The 21,782-nt window shown below is 35.5% G+C and carries 20 protein-coding genes; 9 read left to right on the forward strand and 11 right to left on the reverse strand.

Features of this window, described 5'->3' with window-relative positions; all coding sequences use genetic code 11:
* The first annotated feature begins 18 nt into the window (after nucleotides 1–18).
* The gene (idi, locus tag E0Y80_RS06060) at nucleotides 19–537 is read left to right on the forward strand and encodes an isopentenyl-diphosphate Delta-isomerase (RefSeq protein WP_156306721.1); all 519 of its coding nucleotides are present in this window, start codon (nucleotides 19–21) and stop codon (nucleotides 535–537) included.
* Between the two features lie 15 nt (nucleotides 538–552).
* Here idi and E0Y80_RS06065 read toward each other — a convergent pair whose 3' ends face one another.
* The 4 genes from E0Y80_RS06065 to E0Y80_RS06080 all read right to left on the reverse strand — a co-directional run bounded on the left by E0Y80_RS06065 (nucleotide 553) and on the right by E0Y80_RS06080 (nucleotide 4,492).
* Nucleotides 553–1,128, reverse strand: coding sequence for a hypothetical protein (locus E0Y80_RS06065; protein ID WP_156306723.1), 576 nt, complete (start codon nucleotides 1,126–1,128; stop codon nucleotides 553–555).
* A 3-nt stretch (nucleotides 1,129–1,131) separates the two neighbouring features.
* The gene (locus tag E0Y80_RS06070; RefSeq protein ID WP_156306725.1) at nucleotides 1,132–1,815 is read right to left on the reverse strand and encodes a hypothetical protein; all 684 of its coding nucleotides are present in this window, start codon (nucleotides 1,813–1,815) and stop codon (nucleotides 1,132–1,134) included.
* A gap of 32 nt (nucleotides 1,816–1,847) precedes the next feature.
* Nucleotides 1,848–2,633 (reverse strand): DUF695 domain-containing protein, encoded by a 786-nt coding sequence (locus E0Y80_RS06075; protein ID WP_156306727.1) that lies wholly within the window; start codon nucleotides 2,631–2,633, stop codon nucleotides 1,848–1,850.
* Between the two features lie 119 nt (nucleotides 2,634–2,752).
* A complete protein-coding gene (locus tag E0Y80_RS06080) occupies nucleotides 2,753–4,492 on the reverse strand; it encodes a helix-turn-helix domain-containing protein (RefSeq protein WP_156306729.1) in 1,740 nt (579 codons plus the stop codon).
* A 308-nt stretch (nucleotides 4,493–4,800) separates the two neighbouring features.
* Between E0Y80_RS06080 and E0Y80_RS06085 the strand changes: the two genes are divergently transcribed.
* On the forward strand, nucleotides 4,801–6,135 hold the full coding sequence (locus E0Y80_RS06085; protein WP_156306731.1) for a DUF3472 domain-containing protein: 1,335 nt from the start codon (nucleotides 4,801–4,803) through the stop codon (nucleotides 6,133–6,135).
* Nucleotides 6,136–6,223: 88 nt separating this feature from the next.
* Nucleotides 6,224–6,619, forward strand: a complete 396-nt coding sequence (locus tag E0Y80_RS06090; RefSeq protein WP_156306733.1) for a (deoxy)nucleoside triphosphate pyrophosphohydrolase — start codon at nucleotides 6,224–6,226, stop codon at nucleotides 6,617–6,619.
* A gap of 56 nt (nucleotides 6,620–6,675) precedes the next feature.
* Here E0Y80_RS06090 and E0Y80_RS06095 read toward each other — a convergent pair whose 3' ends face one another.
* From E0Y80_RS06095 to E0Y80_RS06105, 3 genes are read right to left on the reverse strand one after another with little or no spacing between them, the layout of a single operon-like run.
* Nucleotides 6,676–7,905, reverse strand: coding sequence for a Glu/Leu/Phe/Val dehydrogenase dimerization domain-containing protein (locus E0Y80_RS06095; RefSeq protein WP_156306735.1), 1,230 nt, complete (start codon nucleotides 7,903–7,905; stop codon nucleotides 6,676–6,678).
* A gap of 23 nt (nucleotides 7,906–7,928) precedes the next feature.
* Entirely contained in the window at nucleotides 7,929–9,056 is a 1,128-nt protein-coding gene (hppD, locus tag E0Y80_RS06100) for a 4-hydroxyphenylpyruvate dioxygenase (RefSeq protein ID WP_156306737.1), read from the reverse strand.
* A gap of 17 nt (nucleotides 9,057–9,073) precedes the next feature.
* Nucleotides 9,074–10,231 (reverse strand): homogentisate 1,2-dioxygenase, encoded by a 1,158-nt coding sequence (locus tag E0Y80_RS06105; RefSeq protein ID WP_156306738.1) that lies wholly within the window; start codon nucleotides 10,229–10,231, stop codon nucleotides 9,074–9,076.
* A 333-nt stretch (nucleotides 10,232–10,564) separates the two neighbouring features.
* Here E0Y80_RS06105 and E0Y80_RS06110 point away from each other — a divergent pair, with 333 nt between their 5' ends.
* Nucleotides 10,565–11,548 (forward strand): fumarylacetoacetate hydrolase family protein, encoded by a 984-nt coding sequence (locus tag E0Y80_RS06110; protein ID WP_156306739.1) that lies wholly within the window; start codon nucleotides 10,565–10,567, stop codon nucleotides 11,546–11,548.
* 21 nt (nucleotides 11,549–11,569) lie between these two features.
* Entirely contained in the window at nucleotides 11,570–12,466 is an 897-nt protein-coding gene (locus E0Y80_RS06115) for a flavin reductase family protein (protein ID WP_156306741.1), read from the forward strand.
* On the opposite strand, the gene E0Y80_RS06120 is transcribed toward E0Y80_RS06115, so the two are convergent.
* The gene (locus tag E0Y80_RS06120; protein WP_317163527.1) at nucleotides 12,452–14,227 is read right to left on the reverse strand and encodes an aromatic amino acid hydroxylase; all 1,776 of its coding nucleotides are present in this window, start codon (nucleotides 14,225–14,227) and stop codon (nucleotides 12,452–12,454) included. The two genes, E0Y80_RS06115 and E0Y80_RS06120, sit on opposite strands and share 15 nt — an antisense overlap.
* 161 nt (nucleotides 14,228–14,388) lie before the next feature.
* Between E0Y80_RS06120 and E0Y80_RS06125 the strand changes: the two genes are divergently transcribed.
* Together E0Y80_RS06125 and E0Y80_RS06130 are read left to right on the forward strand one after the other, a co-directional pair.
* On the forward strand, nucleotides 14,389–16,245 hold the full coding sequence (locus E0Y80_RS06125; protein WP_197091497.1) for an AMP-dependent synthetase/ligase: 1,857 nt from the start codon (nucleotides 14,389–14,391) through the stop codon (nucleotides 16,243–16,245).
* Nucleotides 16,246–16,405: 160 nt separating this feature from the next.
* The gene (locus E0Y80_RS06130) at nucleotides 16,406–16,723 is read left to right on the forward strand and encodes a GNAT family N-acetyltransferase (protein ID WP_156306743.1); all 318 of its coding nucleotides are present in this window, start codon (nucleotides 16,406–16,408) and stop codon (nucleotides 16,721–16,723) included.
* Nucleotides 16,724–17,335: 612 nt separating this feature from the next.
* Here E0Y80_RS06130 and E0Y80_RS06135 read toward each other — a convergent pair.
* From E0Y80_RS06135 to pdxH, 3 genes are read right to left on the reverse strand one after another with little or no spacing between them, the layout of a single operon-like run.
* The gene (locus tag E0Y80_RS06135) at nucleotides 17,336–18,529 is read right to left on the reverse strand and encodes an NADH-quinone oxidoreductase subunit D (RefSeq protein WP_197091498.1); all 1,194 of its coding nucleotides are present in this window, start codon (nucleotides 18,527–18,529) and stop codon (nucleotides 17,336–17,338) included.
* A 5-nt stretch (nucleotides 18,530–18,534) separates the two neighbouring features.
* Entirely contained in the window at nucleotides 18,535–19,026 is a 492-nt protein-coding gene (locus tag E0Y80_RS06140) for an NADH-quinone oxidoreductase subunit C (protein WP_156306746.1), read from the reverse strand.
* 2 nt (nucleotides 19,027–19,028) lie between these two features.
* A complete protein-coding gene (gene pdxH, locus E0Y80_RS06145; RefSeq protein WP_156306748.1) occupies nucleotides 19,029–19,679 on the reverse strand; it encodes a pyridoxamine 5'-phosphate oxidase in 651 nt (216 codons plus the stop codon).
* A 133-nt stretch (nucleotides 19,680–19,812) separates the two neighbouring features.
* On the opposite strand from pdxH, the gene E0Y80_RS06150 reads away from it, so the two are divergent.
* Nucleotides 19,813–20,379, forward strand: a complete 567-nt coding sequence (locus E0Y80_RS06150) for a YqgE/AlgH family protein (protein WP_156306750.1) — start codon at nucleotides 19,813–19,815, stop codon at nucleotides 20,377–20,379.
* Between the two features lie 34 nt (nucleotides 20,380–20,413).
* Nucleotides 20,414–21,673: a PQQ-dependent sugar dehydrogenase gene (locus tag E0Y80_RS06155; RefSeq protein ID WP_156306752.1), complete on the forward strand. Its 1,260-nt coding sequence runs from the start codon at nucleotides 20,414–20,416 to the stop codon at nucleotides 21,671–21,673.
* Nucleotides 21,674–21,782: the final 109 nt, after the last annotated feature.

Here is a 21,782-nt window from a genome sequence, read left to right on the forward strand (position 1 = left end):
TAAATCTAAGTCAAATCTATGGAAGAATATGTAATTCTAGTGGATCAGAATGATCAAGAAATCGGCGAAATGGAAAAACAAGAAGCTCATGTATTGAATAAAAAACATAGAGCCTTCTCTGTTTTCCTCCTTGATGAAAACAACAATTTCATTTTACAACAAAGAGCACTGTCCAAATATCATAGCCCCGGCCTTTGGACAAACTCCTGTTGTGGACACCCCAGACCAAACGAAACTACCTTGAACGCTGCTAAAAGAAGAACCTTTGAGGAAATGGGAATCCATGTTGATATCCAGGAAATTCTCCAAATTAGCTATCAAGAAAAATTAGAAAATGGTCTTTGGGAAAATGAATTTGACCATATCTTCATCGGAAAATATACCGACAATAAATTCAATCTAAACCCAAATGAAATTAAAGCCATCAAAAATGTCAACCTTGTTGAATTAGAAATGGATGTACAAAATAATCCAGATCAATACACTTTCTGGTTTAAATTAATTTTCCCTAAAATAAAAGATAAACTTAAAATATAAGCTCCACCCTATTCTTTACCACCACTGTGCATCCGGAAGATAATAGGATGCTGTGTCAGCTTCGCTCTGCCAAGGGGCTAACTCAAATTTATATGCCTTTTGACTGCCCTTCCAATCAAGATTGGAGTTCAACTTGCCCCAGGAAACCTCAACCTTATATGTTTTTCCTTCTGTACTGCTCAAGGTTCCAAAAAGTTTGGACCTCGAAAAGCCCGAAACTCCTGGCGTGTATTGAATTGCTTTGTCAAATATTATTTTTGAATTTTCCGAAATTGTATCACTCAATTTAATCTCAAGGACATCAGCTTGCAACATCGATGTATAGGTTGACCAACTATGCATATTCGTATCTGATAATACATACGGATAATCCTTTCGTGTAGGATATTTTTCCATAAATAATCGAACTGGCCTCTTTAATACTAATTCTTTACCTATGAAATCCTTAAATGGCTCCTTTTTACTGATGTTTGTAGACTTGGTCTTACAGGTCTGAAAGAGGGCAAACACAAATAAGAAAAATCCAACTACTAAACAGATTAAAAATATTTTCACGACTTGCTTTGCTGTAATTCCTTCTTTAATTCCCATCTTTTATTTTTTTTCAGAAAAAGTGATTTCGTAGGAACCATCTTTTGAAATTAGGTCAATTTGAAAACTCTCCTGATTCTTTATTTCCATAGGAATGGATTCTTTTTCAAAACTACTACTATTCATCTCATTTGATGGTTTATGTGTACTACTCATTTCAGTACTCATTGATACTAACATGCTCTCTGCTCCTGCATCCATCACTTTAAACCATCCATAACCTGCTCGTTTACTCATTTTAGTGGTTGGATCAATCTCCATAAATCGACCATAATATAGATCTCCTCCTTCAATCTTTTGCTCTAAACTTGACGCAACTGCTGCCGATGAATTTACAGAAGGTTTTACACTATCATAAATCAAATATCCAAATAAGCCAATAATTCCCAATAAAAAGATATATCCTATAACAGTTAATTTAAACTTATATGGAGCTGGCCTAACTTCCCCTAAACACTTATTCGCATAGCTAATCATATCTGATGTCCATTTCCGCCTTGAAATAGTTTTCCCCGTTACTGTATCCCAATAAATAGGTGCTGCCTTCTTTGAATAACCCTTACTAAATGCTGTACCTATATAATTCCTGTAAATTCCTAACACCATTAAATTATTTGGATTAACTGGATTTTGCAAATGATCCGCAGCAAATGACCCTTCTTCAACTCGTTGAACGTTTATAAACATTTTTTTTCCTTTTAGTGTATGTATATTATTTTCTATCTTAAAATCAAATCGGTTTCCCAACCATCATAGTTACCATTGTAAACCTGTGCCTTTTCCCAAATTGGTAAACATAAACTGTCTATCGATTCATAAGAAAGGAAATCTAATCGCGAAATGCAGATCCGCCATTTTTCCTGGCTGAGAACTTTCGAGGTTAAACTAAATTGCTCCTGCCTAGCGTAATCTAAAAACTCATTTAAATCTTCTTCCTTCTCAAAATTTAGATTATGATAAATGAGCCTTTCTTTACTTAATCGATCCCCAGCATCAACCAGAGCCCGAAGATTGGATCGGTTTTTTATCATTTCCATTTGAAATGCTGTTGGATAGGCTAATGTAAAGTAATCATCCCATTTCTTATCTTCCCGATGGTCTACTTGAAATGTTAATTCCTCTAAGAAGGTTTTATCAATCTGGATTAAAAAATCCTTGGCATCGCCTATTTTATGACAATAAAACATTTGCAACCGCTCAGAACTCATTGAAATAGTGGCAACATGCAATAATTGCGGAGCATATCGAAATTTGAGATCCGCAATTTTATCCTCAACCTCATTAATATGTTTATAGCTCTCCATCGTCGGCAAGCCTTCAGCCGATGGAAAATCAAAAGGTATAATCAAGTAAAAAACTTCTGTAAGATTCGAAATGGGCGCAAGATCTGCAACATTTAGATCAACTATGATCGAAGCTATTTGATTATTAATGCTAGATGTATAAACCTGCCAATTTTCTTCATGAAATGGCAAATCTGCTTTTTTCCTAAATAATTTAAACATCCCTTATTTTTTGATATAACATAAAAATGCATCACCCAAAAATATGGATCTATCAATTGCAGTTCGAATTTTGTGTTAATTGATTTATATAATTAAGGTAGACCTATGTTAATAAAACCCTATTTATCAACCTCTTCTTTAAGATAGTCCAAAAATTGTGATGGAGTTACTCCTGTACTTTTTTTAAAGGCTTTGCTAAAAATACTATGGGACGAAAAGCCACTTACCTCAGCTAAATAGGAGATTTTATACTGCTCAAATTTTGGCTCATTCTTTATCTTCTCAATAATATATCGAATCCGTAGACCATTGATATAATCATTGAAATTCATCTGTTTATAGGTATTAATTATTTTTGAAAGTGTAATCGTATTAGTTGATAGATAACTGGCTAAAAAGGCAAGACTCATCCGACTATCTACGTATAGATCGCCTTCCTCAAACTCATCTAACTTATCTAAAATTTTACCCGTCTTCTCATCTATTTCTTGACTTTGACCTTGCTCATTGACTTCTTCTGAAGATAAGTCCTTTCGCTTGTCCTGACTTATATTCTTTTTCTGGCTATCTGCGTTTAATTGAGCTAAATAATCTGAAATCTTCTGTTTATTTTTTTTGTTCTCCTTAAATTGATAAAACAAAATAATTCCCAATCCTGCAATTAATACCGCTAACCCAAATAAGATATACTTTAATAAAAAATTAGTGCTATTCTTTGCAGATAAATCATCTTGAAGTTTACCAACTTCCAGATTATTAATGAAGGAATTAATGAAATTAGATCTTTTATTGTCATTTAATTCCTCATCCTGCTCCATAAATAACCCAGAATACTTCAACGACTTTTCTGTGTCTCCCAATTGCTTGCTTGCTAAATATGCATAGCGGTAAGATTCCATCTCATACTTCACATAATCTGCAACAACCATTGGATGATTAATTGCAATTTCGGTATGCATCAATGAGGTCGGATAGTCCCCTAATTGGTAATATATAATTCCTAAAAATACTTGTGCCATATAAGCCTCTTCTTGAAAGTCAATATCCTTATCGATTGATATAACTTCCTCAAAATATGGAATCGCCTTTTCAAATTCCTTCTTGAAAAAATGATACTTACCCTTCACTAATAAAGTATGTACTGAAGTACTGTTTACAGCATCTTTGAAATTTGTTGCATAAATGCTGTCAACTTCTTTTAAATTTAACGCAGCCTGATCAAAATCTTCTTTCATTATATAGCCACAAGCAAGATTAACTCCGATTGTGGCTATGGAATTTTCCAAATATGCGCTTTCAGATTCCGAAATGTTTTTCCTTAACTTCCTTAAATCTGAAATTGATTTTTCTAATTCAACTATATAAACATCAAAGTTCCCACTCAAATAATAGAAATAAGAATACTCAGCATTGGCAAGTGATCTTTCTATTCCTTCAGGAAAATCCTTTATGAATTTCTGTGCCCGTTCAAATGATTGCTTACTTTGCTCATAATCAGATTTTTTATAGTAAACTTCTGCTACTCCTAAATTTGCAAGAAACTGATTGATCGGGTCATTTGTAGATTTGGAAATGGAATCTAACTTTTCCAAATAATGTAAGGTGAGATCTAATTTACCGTTCGTGGAGGCTAGAAAATAATACCAACGATACAGATCCTTCTCCTCATCTTGGCTTAACTTCTTCTTACTTAAATAATCTAAATAGTCTGTGGAACGTGTTTCAAATGCCTTGTCAAAAAGTTCATCAATCGAATATTTACTCAGACTATCGCTTTTACTTTGACCATTTGTAACAAAACTGTCAGTTAATAAGATTATAAATATGAAATAAAATTGAAATAAAAAACTCTTTCTCATGCACTGACCATCAGTTTAATTCATAGGATTAGAAATCACCAAGTAAATGAATTGTAAGAAATATTCAAATCAATTCAATTATTTGCGTAAATATAATTTTTTTTACCAACTATGAGGTAGAACTGTCATAAATAGATTGGTTTTTTAATACTAAATTTAGATGTCTTAACATACAATCTAAATCTATTTATATTATCTCAAGACCGAACAATACTTTCCATCGAAATTTTAATCAATCGTTTGCTTTCATTTAAAATTTTTAATTCAATTCATCCTTCATTATCTTCAATAAATTTATAAATAACCAAATGAAAATATCTAGATTTCGATTACCATGTGCTTTCCCCTTTTTTGTTTTTCTTGTATTGAATTTCGCTTGTGCTAAACAATCATTGACGGGCTCTCCTAAGCTTTCCGAAAATGATTCAACCTATATTGTTCCTCTGGATGGAAATGCATTCGTAACAACCATCGCAAATGATTCAAGAGAAACCATCTCGAAAAATGGTCTCGTAAATTGGACCTCCGAAAAAAGTATGATCAGTACTTATGTAAGAATTAATAAAGCGGGAACCTTAAAATTGACATTGAATACCAATAAGGCAAACAATGAAACTACAAGCAAAATAAAAGTCTCCGTCAATGATAAACAGAAAACAATAACATTAAAGTCTAATCAAGGTCCAAATCACATTGTTGGAGATTTCAAAGTCGATACCGGATATGTAAAAATTGATTTGCAAGGTTTAACAAAAACTGGCCAATCCTTCGCCGAGGTTGAAAGCTTCTCTATTTCTGGAAATGCAACTAGCATGGGAGTAATTTATAGCAATGATCCTGAATACTATTATTGGGCAAGAAGAGGTCCTTCATGTCACTTATCATATACTATTCCAACTACAGAAAATATAAACTACTATTACTCTGAAATCGAAGTTCCTCAAGGTTCTGACCCTATTGGTTCATATTTTATGGCCAATGGATTCAGTGAAGGTTATTTCGGATTCCAGGTAAACTCCCAAAATGAACGAAGAATATTATTCTCAGTATGGAGCCCTTTTTCCACCGATGACCCGAACGCAATTCCTGATGATCAAAAAATTATCCTTAATAAAAAAGGAAATGACGTACATACTGGAGAATTTGGAAATGAAGGATCTGGTGGACAAAGTTTTCTCAAATACAACTGGAAAGCCGGAACTAACTACAAATTCTTGCTCAAAGCTGAACCTGATGGAAATGGAAAAACAGATTATACCGCTTGGTTTTTTGCTCCAGAAATTAACCAATGGAAATTGATTGCAAGTTTTAAAAGACCTAAAACCAATAAATATCTCACTGGATTCCATAGTTTTTTGGAAAATTTTTATCCTAACAATGGATATCTTGAACGAACTGCGAATTATAAAAATCAATGGGTAAAAACTGTTTCCGGAAATTGGAAAAAGGTGGATCAAGCTAAATTTACCGTCGACAATACTTACAAAGCCAAGCAACGTATAGACGCAATTGGTGGTAAAAATCAAAATGGATTTTTTCTTAAAAATGGAGGATTCTTTAATGAATTAGTGACACCGAACTCAAAATTCATTTTCGAAAACTCGAATCAAAATCCACAAATCGACTTTAATAAATTACCGTAAAAGCCTTATTTTTAATACTTAATATTTTTAACCATACTTTATTTAAAATTTTAAAGCTTTCCACCCTCAATTTAGTATATTTACTTTGATGATACATGTTGCTTGTGCCTTAATAGAAAAAGATCAACAATTATTAATTTGTCAAAGATCTGCCGAAATGAAACTTCCTCTAAAATGGGAGTTTCCAGGAGGAAAATTGGAAGAGGGAGAAACCTTGCAAGAATGTTTGCTAAGAGAGGTCCTTGAAGAAATCAATATAAATGTCGAAATCCTCGAAGAGCTTACTAAAGTGGAATATCATTATCCTGATTTCTCTTTAACACTCTACCCTTTTGTCTGTACAATTAAAAATGGAGAGCTGAAAGCTAATGAACATGAACAGGTCCTATGGGTAGACAGAACCGAATTATTTAGATTTGATTGGGCTAACGCTGATCTCCCAATAGTAGAAGAATATATTAGAACAAGAAGAGAAGAAGTATAATATCCAAAAATATTTGTAAAGCATGGTGGTATTCTAACCCCCATGCTTTTTTCTTTTTATAACAACTGCCTTAGTGCTAATTCATACGCTCTAGAAGAAAAATTTGTCCTTGAATCAGGTAAATAAGAATAAATCTTCTCTATTGCATCCCGAATAACGGCTGAAACATCATTGAAAATACATTCATCGCTGATTTCAATATTTGGCTGCATCAGATAGGCAAATACTCTTGCCATCCCACAGTTTGCAACAAAATCAGGAATTACCGCAACATGATGATCTGCATATTCCATTACGGGTCCATAAAATATTTCACGATCTGCAAATGGAACATTCGCCCCAGATGCAATTACCTCTAACCCATGACCTATCATTTGCTGAACTTGTTCTTTAGAAACTAATCGAGAAGCTGCCGCTGGAATGAATATCTCTGCCCCCAAATCCCAAATTCTCGAATTTACCTCCTCAAATGATACCATAAAATCTGAACTTAAGCTGTTACCCTTTCTACTTAAAAATAAGGTTTGTATCTCCTCTCTAGAAAATCCATCCGGATTAATTAAACCTCCCATCCTATCAATTATCCCAACCACTTGAACGCCAACTTTACTCAAATAAAAAGCTGCTGATGCCGCTACATTTCCCCAACCCTGAATGATTGCCCGCTTCTTCGAAATATCTCCTCCAAATAAACTGTAATAATGCCTTACTGATTCAGATACTCCGTAACCCGTAATCATATCCGCAACTTTAAATTTCCTTTTTAAATCAGGACTATATTGCGGATCTTCCAATACCTTGGAAACTCCATACCTTAACTGACCTATCTGATGAATTCTTCCATTTTCTCGGATATCAAAATGACCATTTAACACACCTTCCTGTGGATGCCATAATCCAAATTGTTCAGTCAATGGAATAACATCGTAAATCTCATCTACATTTAAGTCTCCACCAGTACCATAATAATTCTTTAGTAATGGGGTTACTACTTTAAACCAACGCTCCAAAACTCCATGTTTGCGAGGATCTGAAGGATCAAAATTAATTCCTGATTTCGCACCTCCTATACTTGGACCTGAAACCGTAAATTTTACCTCCATCGTCTTGGCAAGTGATTCAACTTCATTACGGTCAAGACCTAAACGCATACGTGTTCCTCCTCCAGCTGCACCACCACGTAATGAATTAATAACTATCCAGCCCTCTGCTTCTGTCTCCGTATCTTTCCATTCAAATACTATTTCTGGCTGTTTCTTCTCAAAAGCTTGCAGTAATTCTTTCATAACAATCAAGTTCATCTCATCAATTATAAATTTCCTCGCTTCTCTTGTTCTCGCTCAATGGCCTCAAATAATGCCTTGAAATTTCCTGCTCCAAAACTTTGTGCCCCCTTACGTTGAATAATCTCAAAAAATAATGTCGGCCTATCCTCTACTGGCTTCGTGAAAATTTGTAATAAATAGCCCTCCTCATCCCTATCAACCAAAATTCCTAAGTCTTGAATAGCTTTTATCTCTTCATCTATCTCCCCAATTCGGTCTGGTAACATATCATAATACGCTTCTGGTGGAGCCCCTAAAAATTCAACTCCCCGTGATTTTAAAGCTTTTACAGTCCCCAATATATCGTTGGTCGCTAATGCTGCATGTTGAACTCCCTCCCCTTCGTAAAACTCCAAATATTCCTCTATCTGAGATTTCTTCTTGCCCTCTGCTGGTTCATTAATCGGAAATTTGACATATCCATTCCCATTACTCATAACCTTACTCATCAAAGCTGAATATTCCGTATTTATCTGCTTATCATCAAATGATAATATGTTAACAAATCCTAAGACATCCTGGTACCACTGAACCGTCTCATTCATCCTGTCCCATCCAACATTGCCAACACAATGATCTATATACAATAGACCTGTCTCCTCAGGTTGATAATCACTCTGCCACGATTTATAGCCAGGCATAAATGGACCTGAATAATTCTTTCGCTCAATAAACATATGAACGGTCTCTCCATAGGTATAAATCCCTGCTGTCCTCACTTCACCATATTCGTCATGCTTAATTTCCAATTCCTGATATACCTTTGCACCCCGATTCACCGTTTCATTCAAAGACTTCTCTGCATCGTCAACCCATAAAGCAAGAATTTTAACCCCATCTCCATGCGCTTTTACATGTTCTGAAATCACACTGTCTGACCGTAATGCTGTTGTAAGGACGATCCTGATTTTCTGCTGCCGAAGTACATAGGATGCTCGATCTCGAATCCCTGTCTCTGGGCCAGCATATGCCTCAGATTGAAATCCAAACGCTGTTTTATAGTAATGCACCGCTTGTTTGGCATTCCCTACATAAAATTCTATATAATCTGTCCCGTTGATCGGTAAAAAATCTTGGGCTTTTGCAATTTTCTCCGCAAATGTTGCTGTCATATCTTATTATTTTTGATTTAATCTAACCATGATTTATAATAATCCTTGTCTTCAATTCCTAAAGCCTCCTCCGTTAACATCAAAGGCCTGAATGGATCAATCATAACAGCTAATTCATCTGTTTTAGTTTGTCCAATGCTCTTTTCAACAGTACCAGGATGTGGACCATGAGGAATACCGCCAGGATGCAAGGTAATCTGTCCTCGCTCAACTGACTTCCGACTCATAAAATCCCCTTCCACATAATATAAAACTTCATCAGAATCTACATTACTGTGGTTATAAGGCGCCGGAATGGACTGTGGATGATAATCGTACATTCTTGGACAAAAACTGCACAGTACAAATGAATTGGTCTCAAAAGTTTGATGAACCGGTGGGGGTTGATGCAACATACCGGTGATTGGCATAAAATCATGAATGGAAAATGCCCATGGATAATGATATCCATCCCAGCCTATAAAATCAAATGGATGGCTTCCATAGATATATGGATAAATTAAGCCTTCCTTCTTAATTTTAACCTCAAAATCCCCCTTTTCATCGTAGGTCTGAAGGTTTTCCGGCCTCCTGATGTCACGCTCACAAAATGGAGAATGTTCCATCAGTTGACCAAATTCATTCCGATATCGCTTTGGTGTTCGAATAGGATCAAACGATTCTACAATAAATAATCTATTCTTTTCAGTATCAAAATCAATCTGATAAATTACACCTCTCGGAATAACCAAATAATCCCCATAATGAAATTCTATCGAACCGTATCCCGTTTTCAATCTACCTGATCCTTCATGTATAAAAATAACTTCATCCGCTTGGCTATTTTTATAAAAATAATCCCCCATGGAACTTTGTGGTGCAGCCAAGGATATATGTAGATCAGAGTTTACTAAAACCGGAACTCGGCTCTCTAAATAATCTGCTTTTGGAACTATCTGAAATCCCTTTAGACTCGTATGTTTTAAGTGCTTTGACCTTCCAACCCGAGGGGAAACATCGTAAGGATCCCTGATTTCTTTTACAATCGTAGGCGGTTGACAATGATATACCAAAGAATATACACTTGAAAATCCATGCGTAGAAACTAGCTCCTCTGAATATAGCTCCCCATTGTCCTTTCTGAAAACGGTATGCCGTTTGGATGGGACTTTTCCCATATGATGATAAATTGGCATAATATTAAGTTTATAATATGAAAAATTGATTAAGGCACTAATTAGATTTCTACTAATTAGCGAATAGGATAAGAATATTATAAATATTAGTATTGGGCAAAAACAACTTCGGCTATCAATGCCTTTATATAAGGCATTAAACCTTGTGGAAGGTTATCTCGCTTCATGTTGCTTAAGTTCATATTGGGTATCAATTATTTCAAAGATAAAATTTATAACTCTATATTTACATAGATATTCCGAAAATTAATATGGTATTATGATATTAATTTTCTTATATCCATAATATTATAACCATTGTAAATTTTAAAGCAAAGTTTTCAAAAATTCATTATGAAAATTGTAACATATCTTGAAAATGGAAATCAACAATTAGGATTTGTAGTAGACCAAAAAGTTTTTCCTAGTCATATGATCTCTAATAAATTCCCTAATACCGCATTAGAATGGATTAAACTCGGCCCCGAAGGATTAAAATTAACTAAAAAAGAACTTGATCATTTCATTAAAATTGATGGCTTTCAAAATGAAGGCCTAGATTTTTCGGAAATTACACTCAACGCCCCATTACCAAACCCAACTTCTTTTAGAGATGCTTATGCTTTTAGACAACATGTAGAAACCTCTAGATTAAATAGAGGCCTTGAAATGATTCCTGAATTCGACCAATTCCCAGTCTTTTATTTCTCAAACCATCAAGCGATCCAAGGTCCTGGACCTATTTATTGTATGCCAAAACACTTTGAAAAAATGGACTTCGAATTAGAGGTCGCTATCGTAATTAATAAACAAGGAAGAAATATTAAAGCAATTGACGCCGATAATTACATTGCTGGAATTATGATTTTGAATGATTTAAGTGCTAGAAACTTACAATTGCAGGAAATGAAATTAAATCTCGGCCCTGCTAAAGGAAAAGATTTTGCCAGTATGTTCGGACCTTATTTGGTCACAATGGATGAATTAGAAAAATATAAATCTAAAACCCCTATTGACCATATTGGTAATGCCTATAACCTAACCATGAAATGCTGGATTAATGATGAACTGGTCTCCAATGGAAATCTGGATTCTATGCATTGGACATTCGCAGAAATAATTGAACGTGCCTCATATGGCGTAAATCTATTCCCAGGTGATATAATTGGATCTGGTACTGTTGGAACTGGTTGCCTCCTCGAAATTAACGGGACCGGTAAAAGAATTAATCCTAATTTTCAGGAACGTTGGATAAAACCTAATGATGTAATAAAAATGGAAGTTACGGAATTAGGAACTCTTGAAAATAAAATCTTCCTGGAAGAAATAACTGAATAATAAACCCTTTATATTCTTAATATGCAGTTCAACGAAATAAAAACATTTGACCAAGAAACTAATGGAACCCTTTTCGATAATCTTATAAAATATGGAGTTGCTCCTAGGCCAATCTGTTTTGCATCAACGGTCGATAAAAATGGAAATGTGAACCTAAGCCCTTTTAGTTATTTCAATTTTATGTCGACTAATCCACCTGTATGTGTTTTCTCTCCCTTAACTAGAATGAGAGACGGTCAAGACAAACATACTTTAGCTAATATCAGGGAAGTAAATGAGGTTGTCATTAATATAGTGAATTTTGATATGGTTCAACAAACCTCACTCGCAAGTACTGAATATCCGAAGGAAGTGGATGAGTTTAAAAAATCCGGACTCACTCCTCTTAAATCAAAATTCATTCGTCCCCCAAGGGTCGCTGAATCACCTATACAATTAGAATGTAAGGTGAGGGATATTATAACCATTCAAGAAGGCGCAGGAACTGGTAACCTCGTATTAGCCGAAATTATTTGTATGCATATCCAAAGCCAATATTTGGATGAGAACAACAATATGGACCAAGCTGCCCTTGATTTGGTCGCTCGACTTGGTGGAAATTGGTACTGCAGAATTACAAAGGAAAATTTGTTTGAAGTCCCAAAACCTCTTAGAAAATTAGGAATTGGTGTTGACCAATTACCTGAATCAATTAGAAATTCATCAATCCTTACCGGAAATCAATTGGGATTGCTAGCTAATGTCCAAGAAATTCCTCAAAAAGACAATTCAATGCTAAACGATGAGCATATTAATAGCCTCCTATCAATGTGGAAAGAGGATAAAATTCAATTGCAAAATGAAATCCAACGATATGCAGCTAAATTGTTGGACGATGGTTTTATCGACCAAGCATGGCAAGTATTACTTATTAACTAATTCCAAGTTTATGGGCTGGGTCTTTGCAAGAAGCATCCCATCAGAAATTAATTTTGAAAGGTCAGGGTTCTCCTTGGCCTTAATTAACAAATCTTCCTCTAACCTATCTGCCATTTCTCCATCTCCTTTATAAATAGCAAGTTCATAAAGTTCTATAACTGCTAACCAATCTTTCGTATAGCTTTCCCTTAAATTGTCGTAAATCTCTGGCAATTGATTATTGGTAAACCCATTTTCCCTAGCAGATCTAATCGAAGCATAAAACCCATGTAATTCCTGCTGATCTGATGAAATAACCTGTTTTTCTGTACGAATCGAAGAAAGATTTATGTCTGGATCAAATGCAAATTTATCCGCAGCTCCAGAATATACCGAAACGATTGAATGGCCAACTGCCATATCGTATATCCCCCACTCACTTTTAAATAGAAACTCCCCCGAAGCTTCGTGAATAACATTGCATCCTGAAAAACTAATCAACAGTAACTGTCCACTATCCGAAAATAATATAGATTCCACTTTTCCAGATACCAATATTCCTGAATCAAAATATAAGCTCTTTAAATTCCCAATCCTTATTCCCATCAAATCCAGATCTTGAAAACTGCACTCTTCAAGCTTTTTATTTACTCCTAACAAACTCCCAATTGGCGAACTAAATCCTTCAACATGGTAGGATTTCCCATGTCCTTCTAATTCTTTATTTCCAAAGGCCAATGCCGTTGCTCCAACTGTTTTAACTCCAAGCAAATCCTCACCTAAACCTTGAAATACAAATTTTCCAGAAATTTGCAATCCCGAACTAAGTTCAACAGTACATATGTTATTGCTAGCAACAGCTCGTTCCATTCCTAATTTTCCTCCTACCCGAAATGACATTCCTTCTGCAAATTCATCCAATATCCGATATGCATATGCAAAATCTGGAGTTACAAATAATTGCGGTTGTGGCCTAGTTATATCATATGAATAGTTTAACGTATCTAAACTATAAATTAGCTTACTCACATTTGAATTCATGCATGTGGCACTTTCACCTATTGAGGATAATAACCCCGCACCATAAATCTTAAAATCTTCAACCGTCCCAATCAACCCATATTCTACTGTCCACCAATGCAATCTGCTGAGTAACGCCATTTCTGAAGGCTCCCCCATATTCGAGGAAATTTCATTAAACCTATCTGTTGCCAACTGTATCTCCTCCTCCCTGGCATTATCCTTCTCTTTGATAATGGACAGCGCACGTATAGCTTCATACAATTCGAAATCTTTTGCCGAACTCATCGCCTTCGAACCTACTTCACCAAAATATTGTAAATACTTGGCATACTCAGGCTCCCCTATGATTGGAGCGTGACCAGAGGATTCATGAATGATATCAGGAGCTGGTGTATAGGTAATATGCTCTATCTGACGAATATCAGCAGCAATTACTAATACGCAATGTGCCTGAAACTCCATAAAGGCCGCTGGTGGAATAAATCCATCTACAGTCACTGCCCCCCATCCAATCTCTGATAATCTATCATTCATCGATTGTAAACTTGGAATTCGTTCAATCGTCAATCCCGCTTTACTTAATCCTGGAATGTAGGGATAAAATGCAATGTCTTTTAGATATGCATAATTCTGCCGCATAACATAACGCCATATTGCCTGGTCAATTGCACTATAGCGATCGTAATTCTGCTCAACAACATACCTCCGCAAATGCTTAGGAAGATTCTCCAACACAGGATTATTATAGGTATTCATCATAATTAAATTTATACAAACTTAAAACTTTTAACTAAATCAACAAAATAACACAATCTCAATAAAATCTAAATCTTCTTAAAAAAGAAGAGAATTTAGCCTTGGATAAGGCTTTTAAGGCAAAAAATAAATTATTTAATTCTTCGCTTAACATTTTCCTACTTTTGCAAAACTTCTTTGCTAACAATCCTGTTATGCATGTTGGAGTCTCCTGTTTAAAAACTGAAGGCAGGATTATTTTTGTTATGGACGAAAACCTTAGACTTTTTGACCTTGCCCTTAGGCAGGTGGATTTATTTCCAAATTTAAATATGTTCGCGCACAAATTAGATGGCGAATGGAAAACATTGACTTCTGTCGAATACTTAAATCAAGTAAATGCAGTCTCCAAAGGATTAATAGAATTAGGAGTAAAACCAAATGATAAAGTTGGATTAATCGCCGATAGTAGCATTGAATGGCATATTGTAGATTTCGCAATCCAACAAATTGGCGCTGTTGTAGTCGCTATTTATCCCAATATAAGTGATACCGATTATCAATTTATATTCAATGATGCAGAAATCAAACTCTGTATCGTGAGTACTAAAAGTCTATTTAATAGACTAACAAAACTTACTGAATCAATCTATACCCTAAAGTATATTTTTTGCATGGAAAATCATGAAGGTATACGTAATTGGGATGAATTAAAAACCGTCGGAGCTTATATCCCTGAGTCAACAATAATTGAATCTAGAGCAAAAATTAAAAACTCAGACCTGGCCACCCTGATTTATACCTCTGGTACTACTGGGAAACCTAAAGGTGTAATGCTAACCCATCATAACATTATTTCTAATGTTCTGGCAGCTAGAGAAATCACTCCTTGTCAAGCCTATGACAGAGCCTTAACTTTTTTACCTCCTTGCCATGCTTATGAAAGAATGGTCATTTATACATACATGTATATTGGTATAACAATTCATATCGCAGAATCACTAGATAAAATTGGCCAAAATATTGGGGAAGTAAAACCGCATATAATGACCGCTGTTCCAAGAATCTTGGAAAAAGTTTATGAAAAAATAATGAAAACTGGCCTCGAATTAACCGGTATAAAACGTAAAATATTTGATTGGGCCGTAGATGTAGCCGAACAATTCGATCCTAACCCTGAGAAACGATCTCTTGCCTATAATATCAAACTTAAAATCGCTAAAAGCCTGGTCCTGGATAAATGGTATCAAGCCTTGGGCGGTCATTTAAAAACTGTTGCTTCTGGGAGTGCTTCCCTGCAAGCAAAACTTGCGAGAGTATTCTTGGCAGCAGGAATTCCCCTATATGAAGGATATGGTATGACCGAAGCATCACCTCTAATTTCTGTCAATCATTACCTGAAAGGAATTCGCATAGGAACAGTAGGATTAGCCGTTAAATATGTGGAAATTAAATTAGCAGATGACGGTGAAATTCTTGTAAAAGGTCCTAACGTAATGCAGGGATATTACAAAAACAAAGAAGAAACCGATAAAACAATCATTAATGGCTGGCTCCATACCGGAGATATCGGAATTTGGGAAGATGAAGTCTTTTTGAAAATTATCGACCGTAAAAAAGAAATGTTTAAAATTTCAGGTGGAAAATACGTTATCCCTCAACCTATCGAAAAGAAACTGCTAGAATCAAATTATATTGAACAGGCAATGGTGATTGGCGATGGTCAAAAATTCGCTTCCGCATTTATTGTCCCTAATTATGCACACCTACAAGATTGGTCTAAAACTGAAGCTCCAGAACTTAAAGGAATGCCTAAGGATAAATTCTTGACAGAAGCAAAAATCGTCCGTAAAATTAACAAAGAAGTGCAGATAGCTAATCAACATTTTGGAAATTGGGAACAAATCAAAAAACCAATTATTCTGCCTGATGAATTTACTATAGAAAGCGGAGAGTTGACCCCAACCTTAAAAATGAAAAGAAAAGTAATCCTAGAAAAATATAAAAAAGAGTTTGAAGAACTTTATCATATAGATGACTAAAGCTCACAGAATAGAAATTAAAAATTCTTTTCTTTATTTCTGATGAATTGGTTGATAAATTCAACCAATTCTTATCATACATCAATTTTAGTTCGCTTTGTTCCCCCTATCTTTATAGAATTATTTAAAACTTCTACATTAATTATTTTGTTAATTTGATATGAAAGATAAATTTATCAACCTACCTCTAACGAAGAACGAAGAAAAAAGTCGATTTGAATTGAATGTTGATGGACACATCGCATTTATTGACTTCAAGGAAACGAATAGCACAATCGCATTAATACATACCGAAGCACCTTCTGAACTAGCCGGTAGTGGAACCGCAGCTGCATTGGTAGAAAAAACCTTGAACTTTATAAAGGAATCCGGAAAAACAGTATCTCCATATTGTCCTTATGTTTTCGCATTTATTAAGAAAAATCCACAGTGGAAGGAACTTGTCTCAACAAGATTCCCAAAATATGATGAACTTTAAAAACTCTTAAAAAACATAATGCCCTCTAAATTCATTAGAGGGCATTTTCATAAAAACTGCATAAATCGACATCTGATTTTTTCCAAAATAATCTGATCAGATTTTTAGTTTTTCTATACTACCTGTTTCCAATTATTTCCTCCTTCTGCACAAACAAGCATTAATGGGCTCCATTACTGGTTTCACTTTGGTTTTGCTCGTGTTTTGCTCGTGAATGGTCCGCACATTGGTTGGACATTGTCTACAGCTCGTCCGCTCATGAGCGGACGAGGTCCTTACTAGGCCATAACAAGGTGCGGATGAATATCGACCATGAGTAGACCAAGAGTAGACCTAGAGTATACCAAGAGTAGAATTAATCAGGTTGGATAATTTTCAAAAAAACTTATGAATAACAATGTGGGGAAATACCTCGTTTTCCAATTTAATAAACTGATTTACAATAATTTATAATGAATTTGATTCAGAATTACAGTAGAAAAAGAAAGGGAAGCAATCTGGCAATTGCTCCCCTAACTATTAACCAATTATAAACTTAAATTATGAGATAGCAAATATAAGTATTTAATCGATTATTCCTAATTTTTTTTTGCGTTTTTATGCATGTTTATTTTAACGGTCGACTTCACCAAGCACGATATCAATCGAACCCAATATTGCAATCAGATCCGCAATCAATACCCCTTTCCCCAATTCAGGTAATACGGACAAATTATTGAAACTTGGTCCCCTTGCCTTAATCCTTTTTGGAATATCAGTCTTCTCTTGGGTTACAAAATAAAAACCTAATTCACCTTTAGGATTTTCTGCCCTAACATAATATTCCTGTGCTTTAAGATTAACCTTTTTAGGTACAAGACCCCGAGGATCAAAATCTGGAGTCCTTTTGAAGTCCTGCATTAATCTTGGTAAACACTGCTCAATTATTCTTACGGATTCCTTAACCTCGTCCACCCTGACTTTATAGCGATCCCAACAATCGCCAATGGATCCCATTATACCTTGGCCAACTGGAATATCGAACTCCAATTCGGGATAAACCGAATAGCCATCCACACGCCTTAAATCCCATTTTATTCCTGATCCTCTTAACATTGGTCCGGAACAACCATAATTTATCGCTACATCTGCTGGAAGAACTCCAATATTCGCCGTTCTTTGTATAAAAATCTGATTGTTTGACAATAACTCATCTAGTTCCACCAATTTCGGCTTGAAGTAAGCAATAAATTCCTGACAACGTTCTTCAAAATTCACAGGTATATCATAAAACAAGCCTCCAACCCAAATATAATTGTAAAGCATCCGGGATCCAGATGCCCATTCCAACATATTCATAATATGTTCGCGATCTCTAAAGCACCACATAAAAGGCGTAAATGCTCCAATATCTATTCCATATGTTCCAATAGCAATTAAGTGTGATGCAATCCTGTTCAATTCCGTAACCAACACTCGAATATATTCAACCCTTTTAGGAAGCTTGTCTTGAATACCGAGCATTCTTTCCACTCCCATCACAAACCCATGCGCATTATTCATTGACGCTAAATAATCTAATCGATCCGTAAAGGGTATTGTCTTTCCGTAATTCATGGATTCCGCATGCTTATCAAAGCATCGATGCAGATATCCTACATGGGGAATAATATCTTTTACGATTTCACCATCCGTAATTAGTTCCAGCCGAAGAACACCATGCGTGGATGGATGTTGAGGACCCATATTGATTACCATTTCTTGTGAAGAAACAGTGGATATCTTATTCTGATAATTTTTATATGCTTGTTGGTAGAGTTCGTTCATGATGCCTATTTCACAGGGATATTATGATATGTTTCTGGATCTTGATAATCTTTTCTCAATGGAAATCCAACCCAATCCTCGGGCATGAGAATTCTTCGTAAATCGGGATGATCTGTAAAGAATATTCCCATAAGATCATAGGCTTCTCTTTCATGCCAGTCTGCGGTACGCCAAACCTCCGACACCGAAGGTACTTCAGGTAAATCTTTTAAATCCCTAATAGCATTCACTTTAACTTTCAAGGTCAATTGCTTTTGGAAAGGAATCGATGTCAAATTGTAGACTACCTCAAAATAGTCCTCAGGAAAATAATCGACTGCCGTAAGGTTAGCTAGAAAATCAAAATAATAATTTTTATGATCACGCAGAAACAAGCAAACAGACTTCAAATATTCTTTTGAAATATATAATGCGGATTGAAGGCCAGTTTCTTGCAAATCTACAATCGCATCGGGATGAATATTCTTTTCTATATGGTTCTTTATTTCTAAAAGCATGTTTAAGGGGCTAAACGATTAATAGTCCAAATGTCATTTTCAAGGATGTAAACAATTCTATCATGTAATCTACTGCTCCTACCTTGCCAGAATTCAACACGTACCGGCTTGATCAGAAAACCACCCCAAAACTCCGGTCTTGGAATAGCTAAATCACCCATTTCAAGCTCTACCTCAGCAACGCGCTTTTCAAGAGACTCACGATTTGGTATAATAACACTTTGTGGAGAAGCTATAGCACCAATTTGACTTCCTCGTGGTCTCGATGCGAAATACTCATCAGAATCTTCTTTTGAAAGCTTCTCAACGTTCGCCTCAAATCGAACCTGACGTTGCAACTCCGGCCAAAAGAATAATATGGATACATGTGGATTTTGAAGAATCTCCTGACCTTTACGGCTATTATAATTTGTAAAGAAACTCAATCCTTCTGATTTTATATCTTTTAAAAGAACAACCCGCGAAGATGGAAATCCCTTTTCATTTACGGTAGAAAGAACCATCGCTGTAGGCTCTGTGACCTGAGAAGATATAGCTTCGTCAAACCACTTTTTGAATTGTTGAATGGGATCATGCAATACATCCGATTCGATTAAACTGCTTTTAGCATAGTCTTCACGAATGGCAGCAATTTCTTTGTGTTCAATGGACATGGCTAAGGATATTTCCTACAAACTTAACATAATATACATTTTTAATAGTATCTGAAATGAAAAATTATTGCTATTTTACAATAGAATAATCAGGATATTCTATAAATTTGATAATTAACACATCTATCCTCTTATGTTCAATGAATATATTCCAAAACGAGGCAGTTTAATTTTGTCCGAGCCTTTTATGCTTGATCAGAATTTTGAACGTTCCGTTATTCTATTGTGCGAGCATGATGAAAACGACGGTACAGTGGGACTCATATTGAATCATCGTTCTATGTTACTATTATCCGATGTACTTGATGAAATCGATAATACCGAAATGCCACTCTATTTTGGAGGTCCGGTTGAAGGAAATGCATTATTCTTTTTGCACAAAGCCTTTGATAAATTACAGAGTGGAACACATATAGTCGATGACTTATATTGGGGTGGTGATTTTGAACGATTAAAATATTTAATCAATGAAAAACTGATTAGTAGCGAAGAAGTGAAAATCTTCCTAGGATATTCAGGTTGGAGTCCAGGCCAATTGGATGGAGAGATCAAACAAAATTCATGGGCAGTCCATAATTCATTCAACATCGATTTAGCATTTATTACCGACGGCGAAAACTTATGGAAGGAAGCCATCATCAGTATGGGGCCAAAATATGCCCATGTTGCAAACTTCCCAAAGCGACCGGAGTTCAATTAATTAGAAGAATAAACTTAAACATAAACCAACAAACATGAAGAAACACTTCTCAAATGTATTGTTTTTCGCAGCTGCGACAGCTTTCATTTCATGTTCTGGGGCAAATTCAAATGGTCATGAGCCTTCGGATTCTACCGCATCCAGTCAAGACACCACAAAATACCCTCCTGTTGAAACTAAACCAGGGAATGCAGACTATAAACCCGCATTTGAAGGCCAAACACGAATTGCAGGAGTAAAAACAACAACCCCTTTTGAAGGTACTGTAGTTGTTGAGGGACTTAAATCACCTTGGGGAATCGCAGAACTCCCTGACGGTAAACTTTTAGTAACCGAAAAAGAAGGTACTATGCGTATTGTTGACCCAACAGCAAAAACAATAAGCGAGGCAATTACTGGAATTCCTAAAGTCGATACACAAGGTCAAGGTGGTCTATTAGGGATAACTTTAGACCCTGATTTTGCAAGTAACCGAATGGTTTATTGGACTTTCGCGGAACCTGTATCTGGAGGGAATCACACCGCTGTAGCAAAAGGTAAACTTTCTGCAGATGAAAAAACAATTGAAGGTGCTACGGTTATCTATCAAGCATTGCCAACTTACAATGGTAAATTACATTATGGTGGCCGTATTTTATTTGATAAGGATGGTAATTTATTCGTTTCAACCGGAGAACGTTCTGATTTAGAAACTCGACCTCAAGCACAACAATTAAATTCTGCTTTAGGAAAAATCCTTAGAATCACTAAAGAAGGTAAACCAGCAGCAGGAAATCCTTTTGCTGGAAAAGCCGATGCTAAACCTGAAATCTATAGCTATGGCCATAGAAATGTTCAAGGATTAGCCATTGATCCAACAACCGGAGAATTATGGGATTCAGAATTCGGCCCACGTGGAGGAGATGAAATTAACTTGGTAAAACCTGGAAACAATTACGGTTGGCCAACAATTACTTATGGTATCGAATATAAAGGAGATGCTATTGGCAATCCTCCAATCCAACAAAAAGAAGGATTAGAACAACCCGTATATTATTGGGACCCTGTTTTATCTCCTAGTGGGATGACTTTCTATAAAGGTTCAAATGTTCCAGAATGGCAAAACAATCTTTTCATTGGTGGATTAAGCAGTACACATATTGCCAGAATTGTCATCAAGGACAACAAAGTCATTGGTGAAGAAAGAATTCTTGCTGATAAAGGTGAACGTTTTAGAGATGTTATTCAAGGTAAAAACGGAGCTCTCTATTCAGTTACCGATGGTGGAAAATTGTATAAAGTGGATAAAAAGTAATAAAATATATCCCGCAACATAAAGAAGTCGCATCATTAATTTGATGCGACTTCATTTTTTATATCTTTTACCTTCGCCCCAAATCTGAATCTCAATTTTTACTAATTAA

The organism is Sphingobacterium endophyticum (genome assembly GCF_009733535.1).
Classification (GTDB): domain Bacteria; phylum Bacteroidota; class Bacteroidia; order Sphingobacteriales; family Sphingobacteriaceae; genus Sphingobacterium; species Sphingobacterium endophyticum.

Coding starts and splice junctions, on each gene's coding strand:
- E0Y80_RS06130 (WP_156306743.1), top strand. CDS start 16,406: ATGAAAGATAAATTTATCAACCTACCTCTAACGAAGAACGAAGAAAAA.
- E0Y80_RS06110 (WP_156306739.1), top strand. CDS start 10,565: ATGAAAATTGTAACATATCTTGAAAATGGAAATCAACAATTAGGATTT.
- E0Y80_RS06115 (WP_156306741.1), top strand. CDS start 11,570: ATGCAGTTCAACGAAATAAAAACATTTGACCAAGAAACTAATGGAACC.
- E0Y80_RS06095 (WP_156306735.1), bottom strand. CDS start 7,905: ATGAAAGAATTACTGCAAGCTTTTGAGAAGAAACAGCCAGAAATAGTA.
- E0Y80_RS06065 (WP_156306723.1), bottom strand. CDS start 1,128: ATGGGAATTAAAGAAGGAATTACAGCAAAGCAAGTCGTGAAAATATTT.
- E0Y80_RS06105 (WP_156306738.1), bottom strand. CDS start 10,231: ATGCCAATTTATCATCATATGGGAAAAGTCCCATCCAAACGGCATACC.
- idi (WP_156306721.1), top strand. CDS start 19: ATGGAAGAATATGTAATTCTAGTGGATCAGAATGATCAAGAAATCGGC.
- E0Y80_RS06155 (WP_156306752.1), top strand. CDS start 20,414: ATGAAGAAACACTTCTCAAATGTATTGTTTTTCGCAGCTGCGACAGCT.
- E0Y80_RS06120 (WP_317163527.1), bottom strand. CDS start 14,227: ATGATGAATACCTATAATAATCCTGTGTTGGAGAATCTTCCTAAGCAT.
- E0Y80_RS06070 (WP_156306725.1), bottom strand. CDS start 1,815: ATGTTTATAAACGTTCAACGAGTTGAAGAAGGGTCATTTGCTGCGGAT.
- E0Y80_RS06135 (WP_197091498.1), bottom strand. CDS start 18,529: ATGAACGAACTCTACCAACAAGCATATAAAAATTATCAGAATAAGATA.
- E0Y80_RS06075 (WP_156306727.1), bottom strand. CDS start 2,633: ATGTTTAAATTATTTAGGAAAAAAGCAGATTTGCCATTTCATGAAGAA.
- E0Y80_RS06090 (WP_156306733.1), top strand. CDS start 6,224: ATGATACATGTTGCTTGTGCCTTAATAGAAAAAGATCAACAATTATTA.
- pdxH (WP_156306748.1), bottom strand. CDS start 19,679: ATGTCCATTGAACACAAAGAAATTGCTGCCATTCGTGAAGACTATGCT.
- E0Y80_RS06080 (WP_156306729.1), bottom strand. CDS start 4,492: ATGAGAAAGAGTTTTTTATTTCAATTTTATTTCATATTTATAATCTTA.
- E0Y80_RS06140 (WP_156306746.1), bottom strand. CDS start 19,026: ATGCTTTTAGAAATAAAGAACCATATAGAAAAGAATATTCATCCCGAT.
- E0Y80_RS06085 (WP_156306731.1), top strand. CDS start 4,801: ATGAAAATATCTAGATTTCGATTACCATGTGCTTTCCCCTTTTTTGTT.
- hppD (WP_156306737.1), bottom strand. CDS start 9,056: ATGACAGCAACATTTGCGGAGAAAATTGCAAAAGCCCAAGATTTTTTA.
- E0Y80_RS06150 (WP_156306750.1), top strand. CDS start 19,813: ATGTTCAATGAATATATTCCAAAACGAGGCAGTTTAATTTTGTCCGAG.